The following is a 14,911-nucleotide window of genomic DNA, read 5'->3' as shown; positions in this document are numbered from 1 at the left end:
GGCCACCTTCAGTCCACCGCGACGGTCTGCAGGATTGCCCGCGCCAGCGCGGGCCCGGAGCTGGATTCGGCCTCCGCCACCAGGCGATGGCCGGCCACCGCCACGAACAGGGTCTGCACGTCTTCGGGCACCACATGCCCGCGGCCGAGCAGCAGCGCATGCGCCTTTGCGGCACGAAGCAGGGCCAGTCCGGCACGCGGTGACAGGCCCACGCGTACGCCGGCATGCTGGCGGCTACGGGTCAGCAGTGCCTGCACGTAGTCGATCAGCGCATCGCTGGCATGCACCTGGCCAACCGCTTCGCGCAGCGCGCGCACCTGGGTGTCGTCCAGCTTTGGCACGGCGCGTGCGATCAGGTCACGGCGGTCGCTGCCACGCAGCAGCTCGCGCTCGGCCTGTGCGCTGGGGTAGCCCATCGCCAGGCGCAGCAGGAAACGATCCAGCTGCGAATCCGGCAGCGGGAAGGTGCCGGACAGGTCGACCGGGTTCTGCGTGGCGATCACGAAGAACGGGTCGGGCAGCGGATGCGTCTGTCCGTCCAGGGTGACCTGCTGCTCGGCCATCGCTTCCAGCAGCGCACTCTGCGTGCGCGGCGGTGCGCGGTTGATCTCATCGGCCAGCAGTACGTGGGTGAACACCGGTCCCGGGTGGAACTGGAACTGGCGGCTGCCGGCCTCGTACACCGACACGCCCAGTACATCGGCCGGCAACAGATCGGAGGTGAACTGCACACGCTGGAAGCTGAGGCCGAGGCTGCTGGCCAATGCATGCGCCAACGTGGTCTTGCCCAGCCCGGGCAGATCCTCGATGAGCAGATGGCCGCCGGAAAGCAGGGCGACAAAGGCCAGCCTGACTTCCGGCACCTTGCCCAGCACCAGTGCGTTCACCTGATCCTGTGCCTCCCGCAGGGCGTGGCGCAGTTGATCGGTTAGCATGCTGGGATTGGGGGACGAGGCTGGCATGATCGTCTCAGGTCTGGAATCCATTCGATTATCCATAGAGCAATGCAAGGCGAACAGCGCGCGCGGACAATTTTTCTCTGGTTGTGGACGCTGATCACAGCGGCCAAGCTGGTGGTGGCCGCACGCCTGCCGCTGTTCGTCGATGAGGCGTTCTATTGGCAGGAAGGCCAGCACCTGGCCGCTGCCTATTCCGATCTGCCGGGGCTGACGGCGTGGCTTGCACGCCTGGGCGTGGAGATCGGTGGCCATCACGTACTCGCATTGCGCCTGCCGTTCCTGGCCATCGGTGCGCTGCTGCCGCTGCTGGTGGTGCGCACCGCCACGCGCTGGTTCGGCAACGTGGCCGGTTGGCAGGCAGGCAGCCTCACCCTGCTGATGCCGCTGTCGGCCACGCTGGGCCTGCTGGCGGTGCCGGATGTGCCGATGGCACTGGCCGCGGTGATCTGCCTGCATGCAGGTGCGCGCCTGCTGCACAGCGTGGATGCGTCGTCGGCGATGAAGCTGGCGCTGGGCCTGCTGATCGGTGCGCTCAGCCACTACCGTTTCATTGGTGTCATCGGTGTCGGCTTCATTGCGCTGCTGGCCTTGCCGCAGGGCCGCCGCATGCTGGCCGACCCGCGCGTATGGGTGGCGCTGGCGGTGGGCGTATTGGCCTGGCTGCCGTTGCTGGCGTGGAATGCGGACAACCATGATGCCGGCCTGAAGTTCCAGGTGGTCGAGCGCCACCCGTGGACCTTCGAGTGGGAGGGGCTGTGGTTCCTGGTGATCCAGCCGATGCTGGTGACGCCGATCCTGTGCATCGCGATGTGGAAGGTCGCGCTGGCGGGTACCCGCAGCGGTGGTGGTGCGCGGGTGCAGTGGCGCTATTTCGGCCTGGTGGGCGGGGTGTCGACGCTGGGCATCTTCCTGCTGGGCTTCTTCACCGATGTCGAGCGGATCAGTTTCCATTGGCCGCTGCCGGGCTACCTGGCGCTGCTGGTGGCCGTGCCGGTGGTGCTCAACGGCTGGCCGCGCTGGGTGCGCCGTACCGGCTGGTGGCTGGCGGCCGCAGGCACCGTACTGGCCTTCGGCTACTACCTGATGGCGTCCACGCCGGCACTGCGCGAGCAGATGGCCGGCAGCAAGTACTACCCGCGCAACTTTGCCGGCTGGCAGCCACTGGCTGTGGCGGTGCGCGACGAACTGCGGCAGATGCCGCCGGGCACGCGCGTTCTGGCGGGCAACTTCAAGGTCGGTGCCGAACTGGGCTTCCAGTTGGGCAACGGTGATATCGAGGTGTTGCCGCATCCGCTCAACGACAAGCATGGGCGGACCGCGCAGCTGGCGCAGTGGGACCTGCTGCACGAGGGCCCGCGCAGTACACCGATGCTGCTGGTGTTGTCACCCAGCGATCAGCGCTACCGCGATCTGCTGGCGCGCTATCACACCCTCTGCGAGCAGGTCGGGCCGCTGCCGGCGCCGCGCGTGGTCAGCAGCGATCATGGTTTCCAGCGGTTCCTGCTGTTCCGGCTGCCGGTGCAGCGTGCGCAGGGGCCGTGCGTGACGCCGGCGATGGCCTGGCTTGATGCGCCGTCCAATGGTGAGGTGGTCTCTGGAACGCTCGCCATCAAGGGGTGGGCATTCAAGGACGGCGTCGGGTTGGCGCGCATCGAAATGCAGGTCGACGGCCGTCCGATCGGTGATGCCCGATACGGGCGCGCGTTCGACATCCGCCAGACATGGCCGGACAGCACCGATCCGCAGCATCCGGCCGTGGGCTTCGACGCATCGCTGGATACCACCACGCTGGCGCCGGGCCGGCACTGGCTCGGCCTGCGCCTGCACGGGCGCGACGGCAGTGTGGAGGAGTGGCAGGAACAGCCGTTCGAGGTTCGTTGAAGCCCCTGGCCATGTAGATGTAGAGCCGAGCCGATGCTCGGCTCCATCGTTTCAGGGCACCACGAAGCCCGCCTGGCGCAGCAGGCCGCAGAGCGCGATCAACGGCAGGCCGACCAGCGCGGTCGGGTCGCGGTTGTCGATCGCCTCGAACAGGCTGATGCCCAGGCCCTCGCACTTGAAGCTGCCGGCGCAGTCCAGTGGCTGCTCGGCGGCGACGTAGCGGCTGATCTCCTGCGGGTTCAGCGTGCGGAAGCGTACTTCGGTCAGATCCTGGGCGGCGAGGGATTCTCCATCCCGCCTGAGACTGATCGCGGTGTGAAAGCGCACCGTCTGCCCGGACATCGCCGTCAGCTGCGCACAGGCGGCCTCGACGGTGACTGGCTTGCCCAGCGGCTGCCCGTTCAGGTCGGCTACCTGGTCCGAGCCGATCACCCAGGCGCCCGGGTAGCGGGCGGCCACGTCGGCCGCCTTGGCGGCGGCCAGGCGCGTGGCCAGGGCCAGCGGGGGCTCGGCGCCCAGAGGGGTTTCATCCACGTCCGGGCGTGCGCAGTCGAAGGGCAGGCCCAGCCGTTCCAGCAGTTCGCGGCGGTAGCGGGAGGTGGAGGCCAGGACCAGTGACATGTGACAATACCGGGGCAGGGCGCGGCAGTCTGGCCCGTCCACGGCGCCAGCGGCAAGTCCTGTATGGCGGGCATTTGACAGCGGGCAACGCGATCCTTAGTATTCAGCGGCTTATGTCCGCGAACGTGCCCGAAACGCTGGATGCCTGGCGGATGGTTGTAGCGCGAAGGCGCTTCGACGGCCAGGTCTCCCTGGCTGAATTGACCCGCCTGCAGGGGTTGGTCGCAGATACCGACGGCGAGTGTGTCTACTCGCTTGAATTCGGTCGCGACGACGTCTTGCGGGTATCCTATGTGGAACTGACCATCGACACCGCGTTGCCGCTGACCTGTCAGCGCAGCATGCAGCGATTCCTGTTGCCGGTGAAGATGACCCAGAGGCTTGGCCTGATCCGCGACGAGGACGAGGAATCGTCCCTGCCGGAGGAATACGAGGCGTTGCTGGTGCCGGAAGACGGCCAGCTGCGTCCGTTGGATCTGGTCGAGGACGAGCTGGTGCTGGCGGTGCCTGTGGTGCCGCTGTCGCCCGACGGTGAGGCAGTCGACAAGGACTGGGCACCGAGCGAAGAAGAAACGAAGAAGGCCAACCCGTTTGCGGCGTTGGCAGCACTGAAGAAACAATAGCAGCCGGATTGTCGTCGGCGGCTGCGGCGAAAGCGAAAGTGTGCTGGGCGCTGGCGTCCTGCGCGACGATACGACGAAGCAAATCGAACCGAGTTTGGAGCAATCCCATGGCTGTGCAGAAATCCCGTGTCACCCCGTCCCGCCGCGGCATGCGTCGTGCCCATGACGCCCTGAGCGCCAAGCAGCTGTCGACCGACCCGACCACCGGCGAAGTGCACCTGCGTCACCACATCACTGCCGATGGTTTCTACCGCGGCAAGAAGGTCATCCAGACCAAGACCTCGGCCGTCGAAGAAGATTGATGTGCCGGGAAGGCCGCTGCCTCCGGGCGGCGGCCTTTGCCTTCTTTCCCGGGCGTGCCGGTGATCGGCGGCCCGCGCAACAGGAAACATGATGAGCAAGCGGATCTATTCGAGGATCGCGGGCACCGGTAGCTATTTGCCGGAAAAAGTCCTGACCAATGCCGACCTGGAAAAAATGGTCGAAACCTCGGATGAGTGGATCCAGTCGCGCACCGGAATTCGTGAACGGCACATCGCGGCCGAAGGCGAAACCACCAGCGACCTTGGCTACAACGCCGCCCTGCGCGCGCTTGAAGCCGCAGGCATCAATGCCTCGCAGCTCGACATGATCGTGGTCGGCACGACCACTCCTGACCTCATTTTCCCGTCCACCGCGTGCCTGATCCAGGCCAAGCTCGGTGTGGCCGGGTGCCCCGCCTTCGACGTCAACGCGGCCTGTTCCGGCTTCGTGTTCGCGCTGGGCGTGGCCGACAAGTTCATCCGCTCCGGCGACTGCAAGCACGTGCTGGTGATCGGCACCGAAACGTTGACCCGCATGGTCGACTGGAACGATCGCACCACCTGCGTGCTGTTCGGCGATGGCGCCGGCGCTGTCGTGCTCAAGGCCGACGAAGACACCGGCATCCTCAGCACCCACCTGCATGCCGACGGCAGCAAGAAGGAGCTGCTGTGGAACCCGGTCGGCGTTTCGACCGGCTTCAAGGACGGCGCCAACGGTGGTGGCACCATCAACATGAAGGGCAACGACGTGTTCAAGTACGCCGTCAAGGCGCTGGACTCGGTCGTGGACGAGACCCTGGCTGCCAACGGCCTGGACAAGTCCGACCTGGATTGGCTGATCCCGCATCAGGCCAACCTGCGCATCATCGAAGCCACCGCCAAGCGCCTGGACATGTCGATGGACCAGGTGGTGGTGACCGTCGACAAGCACGGCAACACCTCGTCCGGTTCGGTGCCGCTGGCACTGGACGCCGCCGTGCGTTCGGGCAAGGTCGAGCGCGGCCAGCTGTTGCTGCTGGAAGCCTTTGGCGGCGGCTTCACCTGGGGTTCGGCCCTGCTGCGCTATTGATAGCGCTAGTTACGACAATGTGAAGCTTTGTCGTTACGGCCCCCCTGGGGCCGTAACGCGTTTAAGGAGGACCTGTCATGGTTGAGCCCATCGTCATCGAAGGGCAACGTGCCTGGCTGAAGCAGTACGGCAAAGGAAGCCGGGCCATGGCCCTGGGCCTGCTCAATTTTGTTGCCCGCCGTTTCCATCTGGATGCCCTGCGCCCGCCACCGCATCGCGGCGGCGATGCGGCGCGCAGAACCGAAGCCCGTCGCCTGAGGGAGTTGCAGGCACAGGGTGTGAACGTGCCTGATGTCCTGGGCACCGGCCATGCCGCGCTGGTAATTGGCGACAACGGCAGCTCGTTCAATACCTGTCTGCGCGAAGCCGACGAGGCCGGTCGCGATCGGCTGGTGATGGCGGCGATGCAGGCCATTGCCGAGGCGCATGCCCGCGGCGCCTATTTCGGCCAGCCGCTGCCGCGCAATCTCACCTGGGATGGGCAGCAGGTCGGCTTCATCGATTTCGAGGAAGATCCGCTGGAAGTGATGGATCTGCCCGAAGCGCAGGCCCGCGACTGGCTGATGTTCGGCTATGGCGTGGCCAAGTACTACGCCGATCGCCCCGAACACCTGCAGGCGATGATGGCCGAAGCGATGGGCGAAGCGCAGGCGCCGGTGCGCGAGCACGTGCATGCGGTCAGTGGCCGCCTGCGCAGCCTGGCCAGGGTCTGCATGAAGCTGGGCCGCTCAGCGCGTGCGCTGGCCCATTCGATCTTCATCACCCACGGCGCCAGCACCACCGGCGTGCTGGTGCTGGTGGGCCTGTGCGTGGATTTCCTCGCCGACGGCCACCTGGACGTGCTGGAGCTGTTCTGCTGATGGCAGATCGGGGTCAGATCCCTTTTCCTGCGGAAAAGGGATCTGACCCCGGATCTCCAGCGCGTTGCGACAGCCATTCACCATACGCGTGCATACGCGCACGTACAGACGACACGGCATGTTCCCCCTTATCATGGCCCGCTTCGATTGCAACAAGCGGATGACCGCGTGACCGTATCCACCCTCGCTTTTGTCTTCCCCGGCCAGGGCTCGCAGTCTGTGGGCATGGTGGCCGAGCTGGCTGAACTGCACCCGCAGGTGCGTGAAGCCTTCACCGAGGCATCCGATGGTGCCGGCGTCGACCTGTGGGCGCTGTCCCAGGGTGGCCCGGAGGAAATGCTCAACCGCACCGAATACACCCAGCCGGCCCTGCTGGCCGCAAGCATCGGCGTGTGGCGCGCCTGGAACGCCGTGGGCGGTCCGCGCCCGTCGGTGCTGGCCGGCCACAGCCTGGGCGAGTACACCGCCCTGGTTGCCGCTGGCGCGCTGAGCCTGCATGACGGTGCGCACCTGGTGCGCCTGCGCGGCCAGCTGATGCAGGAAGCGGCACCGGCCGGTGTCGGCGCCATGGCCGCCGTGCTCGGCGCCGAAGACCAGCTGGTGCTGGACGTCTGCGCCGAAGCCGCGGGCAGCCAGGTGGTGGTGCCGGCCAACTTCAATTCGCCGGGCCAGATCGTGATCGGTGGCGACGCCGACGCAGTCGACCGCGCGCTGACGCTTTTGGCCGAGAAGGGCGTGCGCAAGGCGGTCAAGCTGGCCGTCAGCGTGCCCTCGCACACTCCGCTCATGCGCGAAGCCGCCAACCGTCTGGCCGAAGTGATGGCCGGCCTGTCCTGGCAGGCGCCGCAGCTGCCGGTGGTGCAGAACGTCGACGCCCAGATTCACAGCGGCATCGACGCGATCCGCACTGCGCTGGTCCAGCAGCTGTACCAGCCGGTGCAGTGGACCGGTTGCGTGCAGGCGCTGGCCGCCCGTGGCATCACCCAGGTCGCCGAGTGCGGCCCGGGCAAGGTGCTGACCGGCCTGGTCAAGCGCATCGACAAGGCCATCGACGGCCGTCCGCTGGCCACTCCGGGTGACTTCGAAGCCGCCCGCGAGGCGTGGTCGGCCTGATTTCCCTGTTCCTGCCGACCGTACCGGTGGCCGCTGCAAGCGGCACGGGTGCGGCGGCCGCCCCAGCCTGAGGAAAACATCATGAGCAAGCCCCTGCAGGGTGAAATCGCACTGGTCACCGGCGCCAGCCGTGGCATTGGTGCCGCCATCGCCGATCTGCTGGCCGCCCAGGGCGCCACCGTCATCGGTACCGCCACCACCGAATCCGGCGCTGCCGCGATCGGTGAGCGCCTGGCCGCCCACGGCGGTCACGGCCGCGCGCTGAACGTCACCGACGCCGCCGCGCTGGACAGCGTGCTCGATGGCATCGCCAAGGAGTTCGGCCCGATCTCGATCCTGGTCAACAATGCCGGCATCACCCGCGACAACCTGCTGATGCGCATGAAGGACGAGGACTGGGCGTCGATCATCGACACCAACCTGACCAGCGTGTTCCGCACCAGCAAGGCAGTGATGCGCGGCATGATGAAGGCGCGCAAGGGCCGCATCATCAACATCGCATCGGTGGTGGGCGTGACCGGCAATGCCGGCCAGGCCAACTACGCCGCGGCCAAGGCCGGCATCATCGGCTTCAGCAAGTCGCTGGCCAAGGAAATCGGTTCGCGCGGTGTCACGGTCAATGTTGTCGCACCTGGCTTCATCGACACCGACATGACCAAGGCGTTGCCGGAAGAAGCGCGCACCGCGCTGATCAACGACATCGCCCTCGAACGCCTGGGTTCGCCGGAGGACATCGCCCATGCGGTGGCCTTCCTGGCCGGCCCGGCTGCCGGTTACATCACCGGCGAAACCCTCCATGTGAACGGTGGCATGTACATGCCGTAAGCAAGGGGCGCAGGGATTGCGCCGCAAGTGATTGATCTGCGAAGGTTTTTGCTGCAATGCAAGGCCGCGCCGGTTTCCACTACACTATCCCACGGCCATCGCCATTGATGGCGACCACTTTTGAACCACAACTCCATCTGGAGCGAGATCCCATGAGCACCATCGAAGAACGCGTCAAGAAAATCGTCGTCGAACAGCTTGGCGTCAAGGAAGAAGAAGTCACCAACAGCGCATCGTTCGTCGATGACCTGGGCGCTGACTCGCTGGACACCGTTGAGCTGGTGATGGCCCTGGAAGAAGAATTCGAGTGCGAGATCCCGGACGAAGAAGCCGAGAAGATCAGCACCGTGCAGGCCGCCATCGACTACATCAAGGCCCACGTCAAGGCCTGATGTCAGACGGCAGTGCGCGCGCGGGCCCATGCTCGCCGCGCACCGCACCCCATGGGGCCGCTGTTGCGGCCCCGTGTGTTTGAGCACCACACCGAAGCAAACCGAGTTGCCCGTTGAAATCATCCGGGTCAGGAGAATCAGCAATGAAGCGTCGCGTCGTCGTAACCGGCCTGGGTATCGTCTCGCCGTTGGGCAATGATCTGGCCAGCAGCTGGGAAGGCATCACCCATGGTCGTTCGGGCATCGGTCCGCTGACCAACGTTTCTGATGCCTACCTGGATCGGTTCACCACCAAGATTGCAGGTGAGGTCAAGGGGTTTGACATCACCGCCGACAATGAACTGTTCGGCAAGTTCCGGGTCAGCGGCAAGGATGCCAAGAAGATGGACCCGTTCATCCATTACGGCCTCGGTGCCTCGTTCATGGCCCTGCACGACTCGGGCCTTGAGATCACCGAAGCCAATGCCGATCGCATGGGCGCCATCGTCGGCGCCGGCATCGGCGGCCTGCTGGGCATCGAAGAGCAGACCATCGAGTTCCACGAGGGCAAGAAGATCTCGCCCTTCTACGTGCCCAAGACCATCATCAACATGCTGCCGGGCCAGCTGAGCATCATCACCGGCCTGAAGGGCCCGTCGTTCTCGGCGGTGTCGGCGTGCGCGACCTCGAACCACTCGATCGGTACCGCGATGCGCATGATCCAGTACGGCGATGCCGACGTGATGGTGGTCGGTGGTGCCGAGCGCGGCTCGTCGCCGACCGCACTGGGCGGCTTCTGCGCGATGAAGGCCATGAGCACCCGCAACGATGCCCCGGAACAGGCCTCGCGCCCGTGGGACAAGGACCGTGACGGCTTCGTGCTGGGCGACGGCGCCGGCATCCTGATCCTGGAAGAGTACGAGCACGCCAAGGCGCGTGGCGCGAAGATCTACTGCGAACTGGCCGGCTTCGGCGCCAGCTCCGACGCGTACCACATGACCGCACCGAGCGAGAACGGCGAAGGCGCCGCCCGCTGCATGGTCATGGCCATGAAGGACGCCGGCGTCACCCCGGAACAGGTCGGTTACCTCAACGCGCACGGCACCTCCACGCCGCTGGGCGACCTGGGCGAGACCATGGCGATGAAGACCGCCTTCGGCGACCACGCCTACAAGATGATGGTCAGCTCCACCAAGTCGATGACCGGCCACCTGCTCGGCGCTGCCGGCGGCGTGGAAGCGATTTTCTCGGTGATGGCGCTGCAGGACAACGTCATTCCGCCGACCATCAACCTGCAGCAGCCGGGCGAAGGCTGCGACCTGGACTACGTGCCCAACGAAGCGCGCCAGGCCAAGGTCGATGTGGTGATGTCCAATGGCTTCGGCTTCGGCGGCACCAACGGCACGCTGATCTTCAAGCGCGTCTGACCGAGTTGTAGAGTCGAGCCATACTCGACTCCGCGTTCTACGGAGCCGCCGCAAGGCGGCTTCCGTGCATCTGAACCCCGAACTGGCTGCCATGACCCACGCACCGCTGATCCACCCGCTGCCGCACCCGATCGATCTGCTGGCCCTGCAGCAGCACGACCCGGCGCGCTTCCCGCTGCTGATGGAATCCACCGCCTCGGGTACCGCCCAGGGCCGCTGGAGCCTGCTGTTGGCCGCGCAGGGCGATTGCCTGCGGCTGGATGCCGATGGCCAGGTGCGCGACCAGCACGACGCGGTACATGCCGGCAGCTTCCTGCAGGTGCTGGACCGTGCCTGGCAGTGCGAGCGCCTGCCGCATGACGGCAGCCACAGCCTGCCGTTCCGTGGCGGCTGGGCGTTGATGCTGGATTACGAAGTGGCCAGCCAGATCGAGCCGGTGCTGCCGGCGCGTGCGCGCGAGGACGGCCGCCCGACCGCGCTGGCGCTGCGCTGCCCGGCTGCGGTGCTGCACGACCACCACAGCGATGCCAGCTTCGTCATCGCCGAGGCCGGCCAGCAGGCGTTGCTGGAGGCGCTGGTGGCACTGGCCGCGGCCGCGCTGCCCGAAGCCGGGCAGGGCTGGCAGCCGCCGCAGGCGGTGGGCGAGGATGCGCCGCAGCGCTTCACCGACGGCGTACGCCGGGTGATCGAGTACCTGCGTGCCGGCGACGTGTTCCAGGTGAACCTGTCGCGGCGCTGGAGCGCGCAGTTCGCCGCGCCGGTCAGCCCGCAAGCGCTGTACGCGCAGCTGCGCCGTGCCAACCCGGCACCGTTCGCCGGCCTGTTCAGCGCGCACGGCCGCCACGTGGTCAGTTCCTCGCCGGAGCGGCTCGTGTCGGTGCATGCCGGTCACGCGCAGACCCGTCCGATTGCCGGCACGCGTCCGCGCTTCGAGGGGGACGATGATGCCGCGCGCATCCAGGAGCTGGTCGGCCATCCCAAGGAGCGAGCCGAACACGTGATGCTGATCGACCTGGAACGCAACGACCTGGGCCGCATCTGCCTGCCCGGCACCGTGGTGGTCGATGAGTTGATGACCGTGGAGAGCTACGCCCATGTGCATCACATCGTCAGCAATGTCAGTGGTCACCTGCGCCCGGAAATCACCCCCGGCGAGGTGATCGCCGCCACGTTCCCCGGCGGCACCATCACCGGCTGCCCCAAGGTGCGCTGCATGCAGATCATCAGCGAGCTGGAGCAGGTGCCGCGCGGTGCCTATACCGGCGCGTTCGGCTGGCTGAACCGCGATGGCGACCTGGACCTGAACATCCTGATCCGCACCGCCGAAGTGGATGGCCACGAGGTGAGCTTCCGCACCGGCGCCGGCATCGTGGTTGATTCGGACCCGGACAAGGAACTGGACGAAACCCGCGCCAAGGCCCGCGGCCTGCTGCGCGCGCTCGGCCAGCAGGGCTGATCGACCTTCTGGTAGTGCCGGCCGCTGGCCGGCAACCTCATGTCCCCATGGTGGGTGCCGGCCGTGGGTCGGCACGGGGGGTGTCCCCGGTCATGACCCCAATCCACCGGCACGGTATCCTGCACGACGGAATCGAGTTCAGAGGTAGTCCATGGCGGGAGCCAAGCGCGGGTGTCTGTTCGTGGTAACGCTGGTGGTGGTGCTGGCCGCCGTCGTGGCCGGTGCGGGCGCGTGGTTCTTCTACCAGCAGACCCGGTTTGCCGATGCCCCGATCACCCCGACCGCCCAGAGCATGGTCATCGCCAGTGGCGATGGCATGAACAGCGTGCTGCGCAAGCTGCGCGATGCCGGTGTGGACGAGGGCCAGGACGCGCAATGGCAGCTGCTGGCGCGCCAGCTCGATGCGGCCGGCAAGCTGAAGGTGGGCGAGTACGCGCTCAGTGGTGACCTGACCCCGCGCGAGCTGCTGCTGCGCATGCGCGCCGGCAAGGTGCTGCAGCACCGCGTCACCATCGTGGAGGGTTGGAACATCCGCCAGCTGCGTGCCGCGCTGAAGCGCGCCGAGCCGCTGCTGCACACCATCGACAACCTCGATGACGCGGCATTGATGCAGCGTCTCGGCTTCGGTGGCCAGCATCCGGAAGGCCGTTTCCTGCCGGAGACCTACATCTACCAGCGTGGCGACAGCGATCTGGATGTGCTCAAGCGCGCCCACGCCGCGATGGAAAAGGCGCTGGACGAAGCCTGGGAAAGCCGCGCGCCGGACCTGCCGATCAATACGCCCTACGAACTGCTGACGATGGCGTCGATCATCGAGAAGGAAACCGCGCTGGCCAGCGAGCGCCCGCAGATTGCCGGCGTGTTCATGCGCCGCCTGAAGATCGGCATGCGCCTGCAGACCGACCCGACCGTGATCTACGGCATCGGTGCCGCGTATGACGGCAACATCCGCCGCCGCGACCTGACCACCGATACGCCCTACAACACCTATACCCGTGCCGGCCTGACCCCGACCCCGATCGCCATGCCCAGCCGCGATGCGCTGATGGCGGCCGCGCAGCCACTGCCGGGCGACGCGCTGTACTTCGTCGCCGTCGGCGATGGCAGTGGCGCGCACGTGTTCTCGCCCAGCCTGGACCAGCACAACGCTGCGGTAGCCCGCTACCTGCAGCAGCTGCGCCAGCAACGTACCCAGGAGACCCCGGCGCAATGAGTCCCGCGCTGCTTCGCCACCCGCGTTTCGTCAGCCTGGAAGGCGGCGAGGGCGCGGGCAAGACCACCGCCATCAATGCCATCCGTGAGTGCCTGCGCAGCCACGGCCACGAGGTGGTGCTGACCCGCGAGCCGGGCGGTACGCCGCTGGCCGAGCGCATCCGCGGCCTGGTGTTGAAGCCCGATGCCGAGATTGCGGCCGAACCGCTCAGCGCCGAAGCCGAGCTGCTGCTGGTATTCGCCGCACGCGCGCAGCATGTGCGCCAGGTGATCCGGCCGGCGCTGCAGCGCGGCGCCTATGTGCTGAGCGATCGCTTCACCGATTCCAGCTACGCCTACCAGGGCGGTGGCCGTGGCCTGGACCCGCAGTGGATTGCCGACCTGGAGCGCCGTGCGGTCGGCCTGCTGCCGGGCCTGACCCTGTTGCTGGACGTGGACGTAGCCGTGGGCCGTGCGCGCGCCAATGGCCGTGACCTGTGGCCGGACCGCATCGAGAGCGAGCAGGATGATTTCTTCCAGCGTGTGCGCGCCGTGTTCCGCAGCCGCGCGCAGCAGGACCCGCAGCGCTTCGCCCTGATCGATGCCGGCCAGGCGCAGGCGCACGTGGCGGCCGACGTGGTCGCACGCGTCGAGCGCTGGCTGCAGGACGGGGAGGGCGCATGAGCATGTTCTCGCCGTGGCAGCAGCGCGCATTCGAGCAGACGGCCGCCGCGCTCGATGCCGACCGGCTCGGCCATGGCCTGCTGATCTGCGGCCCGGCCGGGCTGGGCAAGCGCGAGGTGGCGTTGGCCTTGGCCGACCACGTGCTGGCGCGCGGCGATGCCACGCATGCCACGCGCACGCGCCAGCTTATTGCCGCCGGTACCCATCCGGACCTGCAGCTGGTCGGCTTCATTCCGAACAAGAGCGGCGACAAGCTGCGCACCGAGATCGTCATCGAGCAGGTGCGCGAGATCACCAACAAGCTGGCACTGACCCCGCAGTACGGCGTGGCCCAGGTGGTGATCGTCGACCCCGCCGATGCGATCAACCGCTCGGCCGCCAATGCGCTGCTGAAGACCCTGGAAGAGCCGCAGCCCGGCCGCTACCTGTGGCTGATCAGCAGCGACCCGGCGCGCCTGCCGCAGACCATCCGCAGCCGCTGCCAGCGCCTGGAATTCAAGTTGCCGCCGCAGCACGAGGCGCTGGCCTGGCTGCAGCAGCAGGGCCACAGCGAGGCATCGGCGCGCGAAGCGCTGGACGCGGCGCGCGGCCATCCGGGCCAGGCCGACAACTGGCTGCGCGAAGACGGCCTGAGCCTGCGCCGCGAAGTGGGCCGTGAGCTGGAGCAGCTGGCCGCCGGCAAGACCGGCGCGGTGGAGCTGGCGCAGAAGTGGTGTGGCGATGACAACGCGGCGCTGCGCCTGCGCTTTGCTGCCGATCTGGCGCTGGCCCAGGCCAGCACCGATGCCTTGACCACGCCGGAGCGATTGCACAAGCTTGCAGCCTGGTTCGACGCTGCCAACCGCACCCGCGACCTGTTGCGCACCACGGTGCGTGCAGACCTTGCGGTGGTCGAGTTGCTGCTGGCCTGGAACAAGGTGAACGAGCGGCCTGCCGCAAGGGGAAATCGATGAGTGCCAGCAACGCCCGCCAGGGCATCCTGTCCCTGGCCGTGAAGGACAAAGCCGCGCTGTACAGCGCGTACATGCCGTTCGTGAAGAACGGCGGCATTTTCGTGCCCACGCCCAAGCGCTACTTCCTGGGTGACGAGGTGTTCCTGCTGCTGACCCTGCCCGATTCCAGCGAGCGCCTGCCAGTGGCCGGCAAGGTGATCTGGGTGACCCCGGCCGGCGCGCAGGGCAACCGTACCGCCGGCATCGGCGTGCAGCTGGCCGACGGCGCCGAAGGCGAGGGCGTGCGCCACAAGATCGAGACCCTGCTGGCCGGCCTGACCAGCTCGGACAAGCCGACCCATACGATGTGAGGGGCGCCGCGGGGCCTCTTTGTAGAGCCGAGCCATGCTCGGCTGCTTGCCCCCGAAAACATCCGTGAACACGAATGTGAAAAACGGTTGACGGCCTCTGAAAAGCCCCTATAATGAGCGGCTCAGCAACACACCGGGCGGTTAGCTCAGCGGTAGAGCATTGCCTTCACACGGCAAGGGTCACAGGTTCGATCCCTGTACCGCCCACCATTTAAAATCAGTGTGT

General features: G+C 67.0%; 16 protein-coding genes and 1 tRNA gene. 15 read left to right on the top strand and 2 right to left on the bottom strand.

The features are described from left to right. Positions 1 to 8: 8 nt before the first annotated feature. Positions 9 to 962, bottom strand: coding sequence for an AAA family ATPase (locus B9Y64_RS03095; protein ID WP_100439459.1), 954 nt, complete (start codon positions 960 to 962; stop codon positions 9 to 11). A 42-nt stretch (positions 963 to 1,004) separates the two neighbouring features. On the opposite strand from B9Y64_RS03095, the gene B9Y64_RS03090 reads away from it, so the two are divergent. After that, complete coding sequence (locus B9Y64_RS03090; RefSeq protein ID WP_100439458.1) at positions 1,005 to 2,840, top strand: glycosyltransferase family 39 protein; 1,836 nt, start codon at positions 1,005 to 1,007, stop codon at positions 2,838 to 2,840. 51 nt (positions 2,841 to 2,891) lie between these two features. Here the strand turns inward: B9Y64_RS03090 and B9Y64_RS03085 are convergent, their stop codons facing one another. Next, complete coding sequence (locus tag B9Y64_RS03085; protein ID WP_100439457.1) at positions 2,892 to 3,461, bottom strand: Maf family protein; 570 nt, start codon at positions 3,459 to 3,461, stop codon at positions 2,892 to 2,894. Between the two features lie 113 nt (positions 3,462 to 3,574). On the opposite strand from B9Y64_RS03085, the gene B9Y64_RS03080 reads away from it, so the two are divergent. The 14 genes from B9Y64_RS03080 (at position 3,575) to B9Y64_RS03015 (ending at position 14,895) form a co-directional block, all read left to right on the top strand. Further along, on the top strand, positions 3,575 to 4,084 hold the full coding sequence (locus tag B9Y64_RS03080) for a YceD family protein (protein WP_100439456.1): 510 nt from the start codon (positions 3,575 to 3,577) through the stop codon (positions 4,082 to 4,084). A 107-nt stretch (positions 4,085 to 4,191) separates the two neighbouring features. Beyond that, entirely contained in the window at positions 4,192 to 4,386 is a 195-nt protein-coding gene (rpmF, locus tag B9Y64_RS03075; RefSeq protein WP_004154640.1) for a 50S ribosomal protein L32, read from the top strand. A 91-nt stretch (positions 4,387 to 4,477) separates the two neighbouring features. Beyond that, positions 4,478 to 5,455: a beta-ketoacyl-ACP synthase III gene (locus tag B9Y64_RS03070; RefSeq protein WP_100439455.1), complete on the top strand. Its 978-nt coding sequence runs from the start codon at positions 4,478 to 4,480 to the stop codon at positions 5,453 to 5,455. A gap of 77 nt (positions 5,456 to 5,532) precedes the next feature. After that, complete coding sequence (locus B9Y64_RS03065; RefSeq protein ID WP_100439454.1) at positions 5,533 to 6,315, top strand: serine/threonine protein phosphatase; 783 nt, start codon at positions 5,533 to 5,535, stop codon at positions 6,313 to 6,315. Between the two features lie 168 nt (positions 6,316 to 6,483). Beyond that, positions 6,484 to 7,428, top strand: coding sequence for an ACP S-malonyltransferase (gene fabD, locus B9Y64_RS03060; RefSeq protein WP_100439453.1), 945 nt, complete (start codon positions 6,484 to 6,486; stop codon positions 7,426 to 7,428). A gap of 81 nt (positions 7,429 to 7,509) precedes the next feature. Further along, entirely contained in the window at positions 7,510 to 8,253 is a 744-nt protein-coding gene (gene fabG, locus B9Y64_RS03055) for a 3-oxoacyl-ACP reductase FabG (RefSeq protein ID WP_004146899.1), read from the top strand. Between the two features lie 152 nt (positions 8,254 to 8,405). Further along, positions 8,406 to 8,645, top strand: a complete 240-nt coding sequence (gene acpP / locus B9Y64_RS03050; protein WP_005415509.1) for an acyl carrier protein — start codon at positions 8,406 to 8,408, stop codon at positions 8,643 to 8,645. Between the two features lie 143 nt (positions 8,646 to 8,788). Continuing rightward, on the top strand, positions 8,789 to 10,051 hold the full coding sequence (fabF, locus tag B9Y64_RS03045; protein WP_100439452.1) for a beta-ketoacyl-ACP synthase II: 1,263 nt from the start codon (positions 8,789 to 8,791) through the stop codon (positions 10,049 to 10,051). A 91-nt stretch (positions 10,052 to 10,142) separates the two neighbouring features. After that, positions 10,143 to 11,507 carry an aminodeoxychorismate synthase component I gene (locus B9Y64_RS03040; protein WP_100439890.1) on the top strand — a complete coding sequence of 455 codons (1,365 nt, stop codon included), beginning with the start codon at positions 10,143 to 10,145 and terminating at the stop codon, positions 11,505 to 11,507. 151 nt (positions 11,508 to 11,658) lie between these two features. Beyond that, positions 11,659 to 12,720 (top strand): endolytic transglycosylase MltG, encoded by a 1,062-nt coding sequence (gene mltG / locus B9Y64_RS03035; protein WP_100439451.1) that lies wholly within the window; start codon positions 11,659 to 11,661, stop codon positions 12,718 to 12,720. After that, on the top strand, positions 12,717 to 13,382 hold the full coding sequence (tmk, locus tag B9Y64_RS03030; RefSeq protein ID WP_100439450.1) for a dTMP kinase: 666 nt from the start codon (positions 12,717 to 12,719) through the stop codon (positions 13,380 to 13,382). The genes mltG and tmk overlap by 4 nt, the downstream gene beginning before the upstream one ends. Next, complete coding sequence (locus B9Y64_RS03025; protein WP_100439449.1) at positions 13,379 to 14,335, top strand: DNA polymerase III subunit delta'; 957 nt, start codon at positions 13,379 to 13,381, stop codon at positions 14,333 to 14,335. Before tmk ends, B9Y64_RS03025 begins: the two co-directional genes overlap by 4 nt. Continuing rightward, entirely contained in the window at positions 14,332 to 14,685 is a 354-nt protein-coding gene (locus B9Y64_RS03020; RefSeq protein WP_004146965.1) for a PilZ domain-containing protein, read from the top strand. Before B9Y64_RS03025 ends, B9Y64_RS03020 begins: the two co-directional genes overlap by 4 nt. A gap of 135 nt (positions 14,686 to 14,820) precedes the next feature. Next, positions 14,821 to 14,895 (top strand) — tRNA-Val (locus B9Y64_RS03015). Positions 14,896 to 14,911 lie beyond the last annotated feature (16 nt).

The organism is Stenotrophomonas maltophilia (genome assembly GCF_002799245.1).
GTDB classification, from domain to species: Bacteria; Pseudomonadota; Gammaproteobacteria; order Xanthomonadales; family Xanthomonadaceae; genus Stenotrophomonas; species Stenotrophomonas maltophilia_S.
The sequence above is the reverse complement of the archived record's forward strand: the minus strand, read 5'-3'. Positions and strand labels throughout refer to the sequence as shown.

What these genes read in the sequence shown, in the direction of transcription:
- B9Y64_RS03095 (WP_100439459.1), bottom strand. Translation starts at nt 962, where the DNA reads ATGCCAGCCTCGTCCCCCAATCCCAGCATGCTAACCGATCAACTGCGC.
- B9Y64_RS03090 (WP_100439458.1), top strand. Translation starts at nt 1,005, where the DNA reads ATGCAAGGCGAACAGCGCGCGCGGACAATTTTTCTCTGGTTGTGGACG.
- B9Y64_RS03085 (WP_100439457.1), bottom strand. Translation starts at nt 3,461, where the DNA reads ATGTCACTGGTCCTGGCCTCCACCTCCCGCTACCGCCGCGAACTGCTG.
- B9Y64_RS03080 (WP_100439456.1), top strand. Translation starts at nt 3,575, where the DNA reads ATGTCCGCGAACGTGCCCGAAACGCTGGATGCCTGGCGGATGGTTGTA.
- rpmF (WP_004154640.1), top strand. Translation starts at nt 4,192, where the DNA reads ATGGCTGTGCAGAAATCCCGTGTCACCCCGTCCCGCCGCGGCATGCGT.
- B9Y64_RS03070 (WP_100439455.1), top strand. Translation starts at nt 4,478, where the DNA reads ATGAGCAAGCGGATCTATTCGAGGATCGCGGGCACCGGTAGCTATTTG.
- B9Y64_RS03065 (WP_100439454.1), top strand. Translation starts at nt 5,533, where the DNA reads ATGGTTGAGCCCATCGTCATCGAAGGGCAACGTGCCTGGCTGAAGCAG.
- fabG (WP_004146899.1), top strand. Translation starts at nt 7,510, where the DNA reads ATGAGCAAGCCCCTGCAGGGTGAAATCGCACTGGTCACCGGCGCCAGC.
- acpP (WP_005415509.1), top strand. Translation starts at nt 8,406, where the DNA reads ATGAGCACCATCGAAGAACGCGTCAAGAAAATCGTCGTCGAACAGCTT.
- fabF (WP_100439452.1), top strand. Translation starts at nt 8,789, where the DNA reads ATGAAGCGTCGCGTCGTCGTAACCGGCCTGGGTATCGTCTCGCCGTTG.
- B9Y64_RS03040 (WP_100439890.1), top strand. Translation starts at nt 10,143, where the DNA reads ATGACCCACGCACCGCTGATCCACCCGCTGCCGCACCCGATCGATCTG.
- mltG (WP_100439451.1), top strand. Translation starts at nt 11,659, where the DNA reads ATGGCGGGAGCCAAGCGCGGGTGTCTGTTCGTGGTAACGCTGGTGGTG.
- tmk (WP_100439450.1), top strand. Translation starts at nt 12,717, where the DNA reads ATGAGTCCCGCGCTGCTTCGCCACCCGCGTTTCGTCAGCCTGGAAGGC.
- B9Y64_RS03025 (WP_100439449.1), top strand. Translation starts at nt 13,379, where the DNA reads ATGAGCATGTTCTCGCCGTGGCAGCAGCGCGCATTCGAGCAGACGGCC.
- B9Y64_RS03020 (WP_004146965.1), top strand. Translation starts at nt 14,332, where the DNA reads ATGAGTGCCAGCAACGCCCGCCAGGGCATCCTGTCCCTGGCCGTGAAG.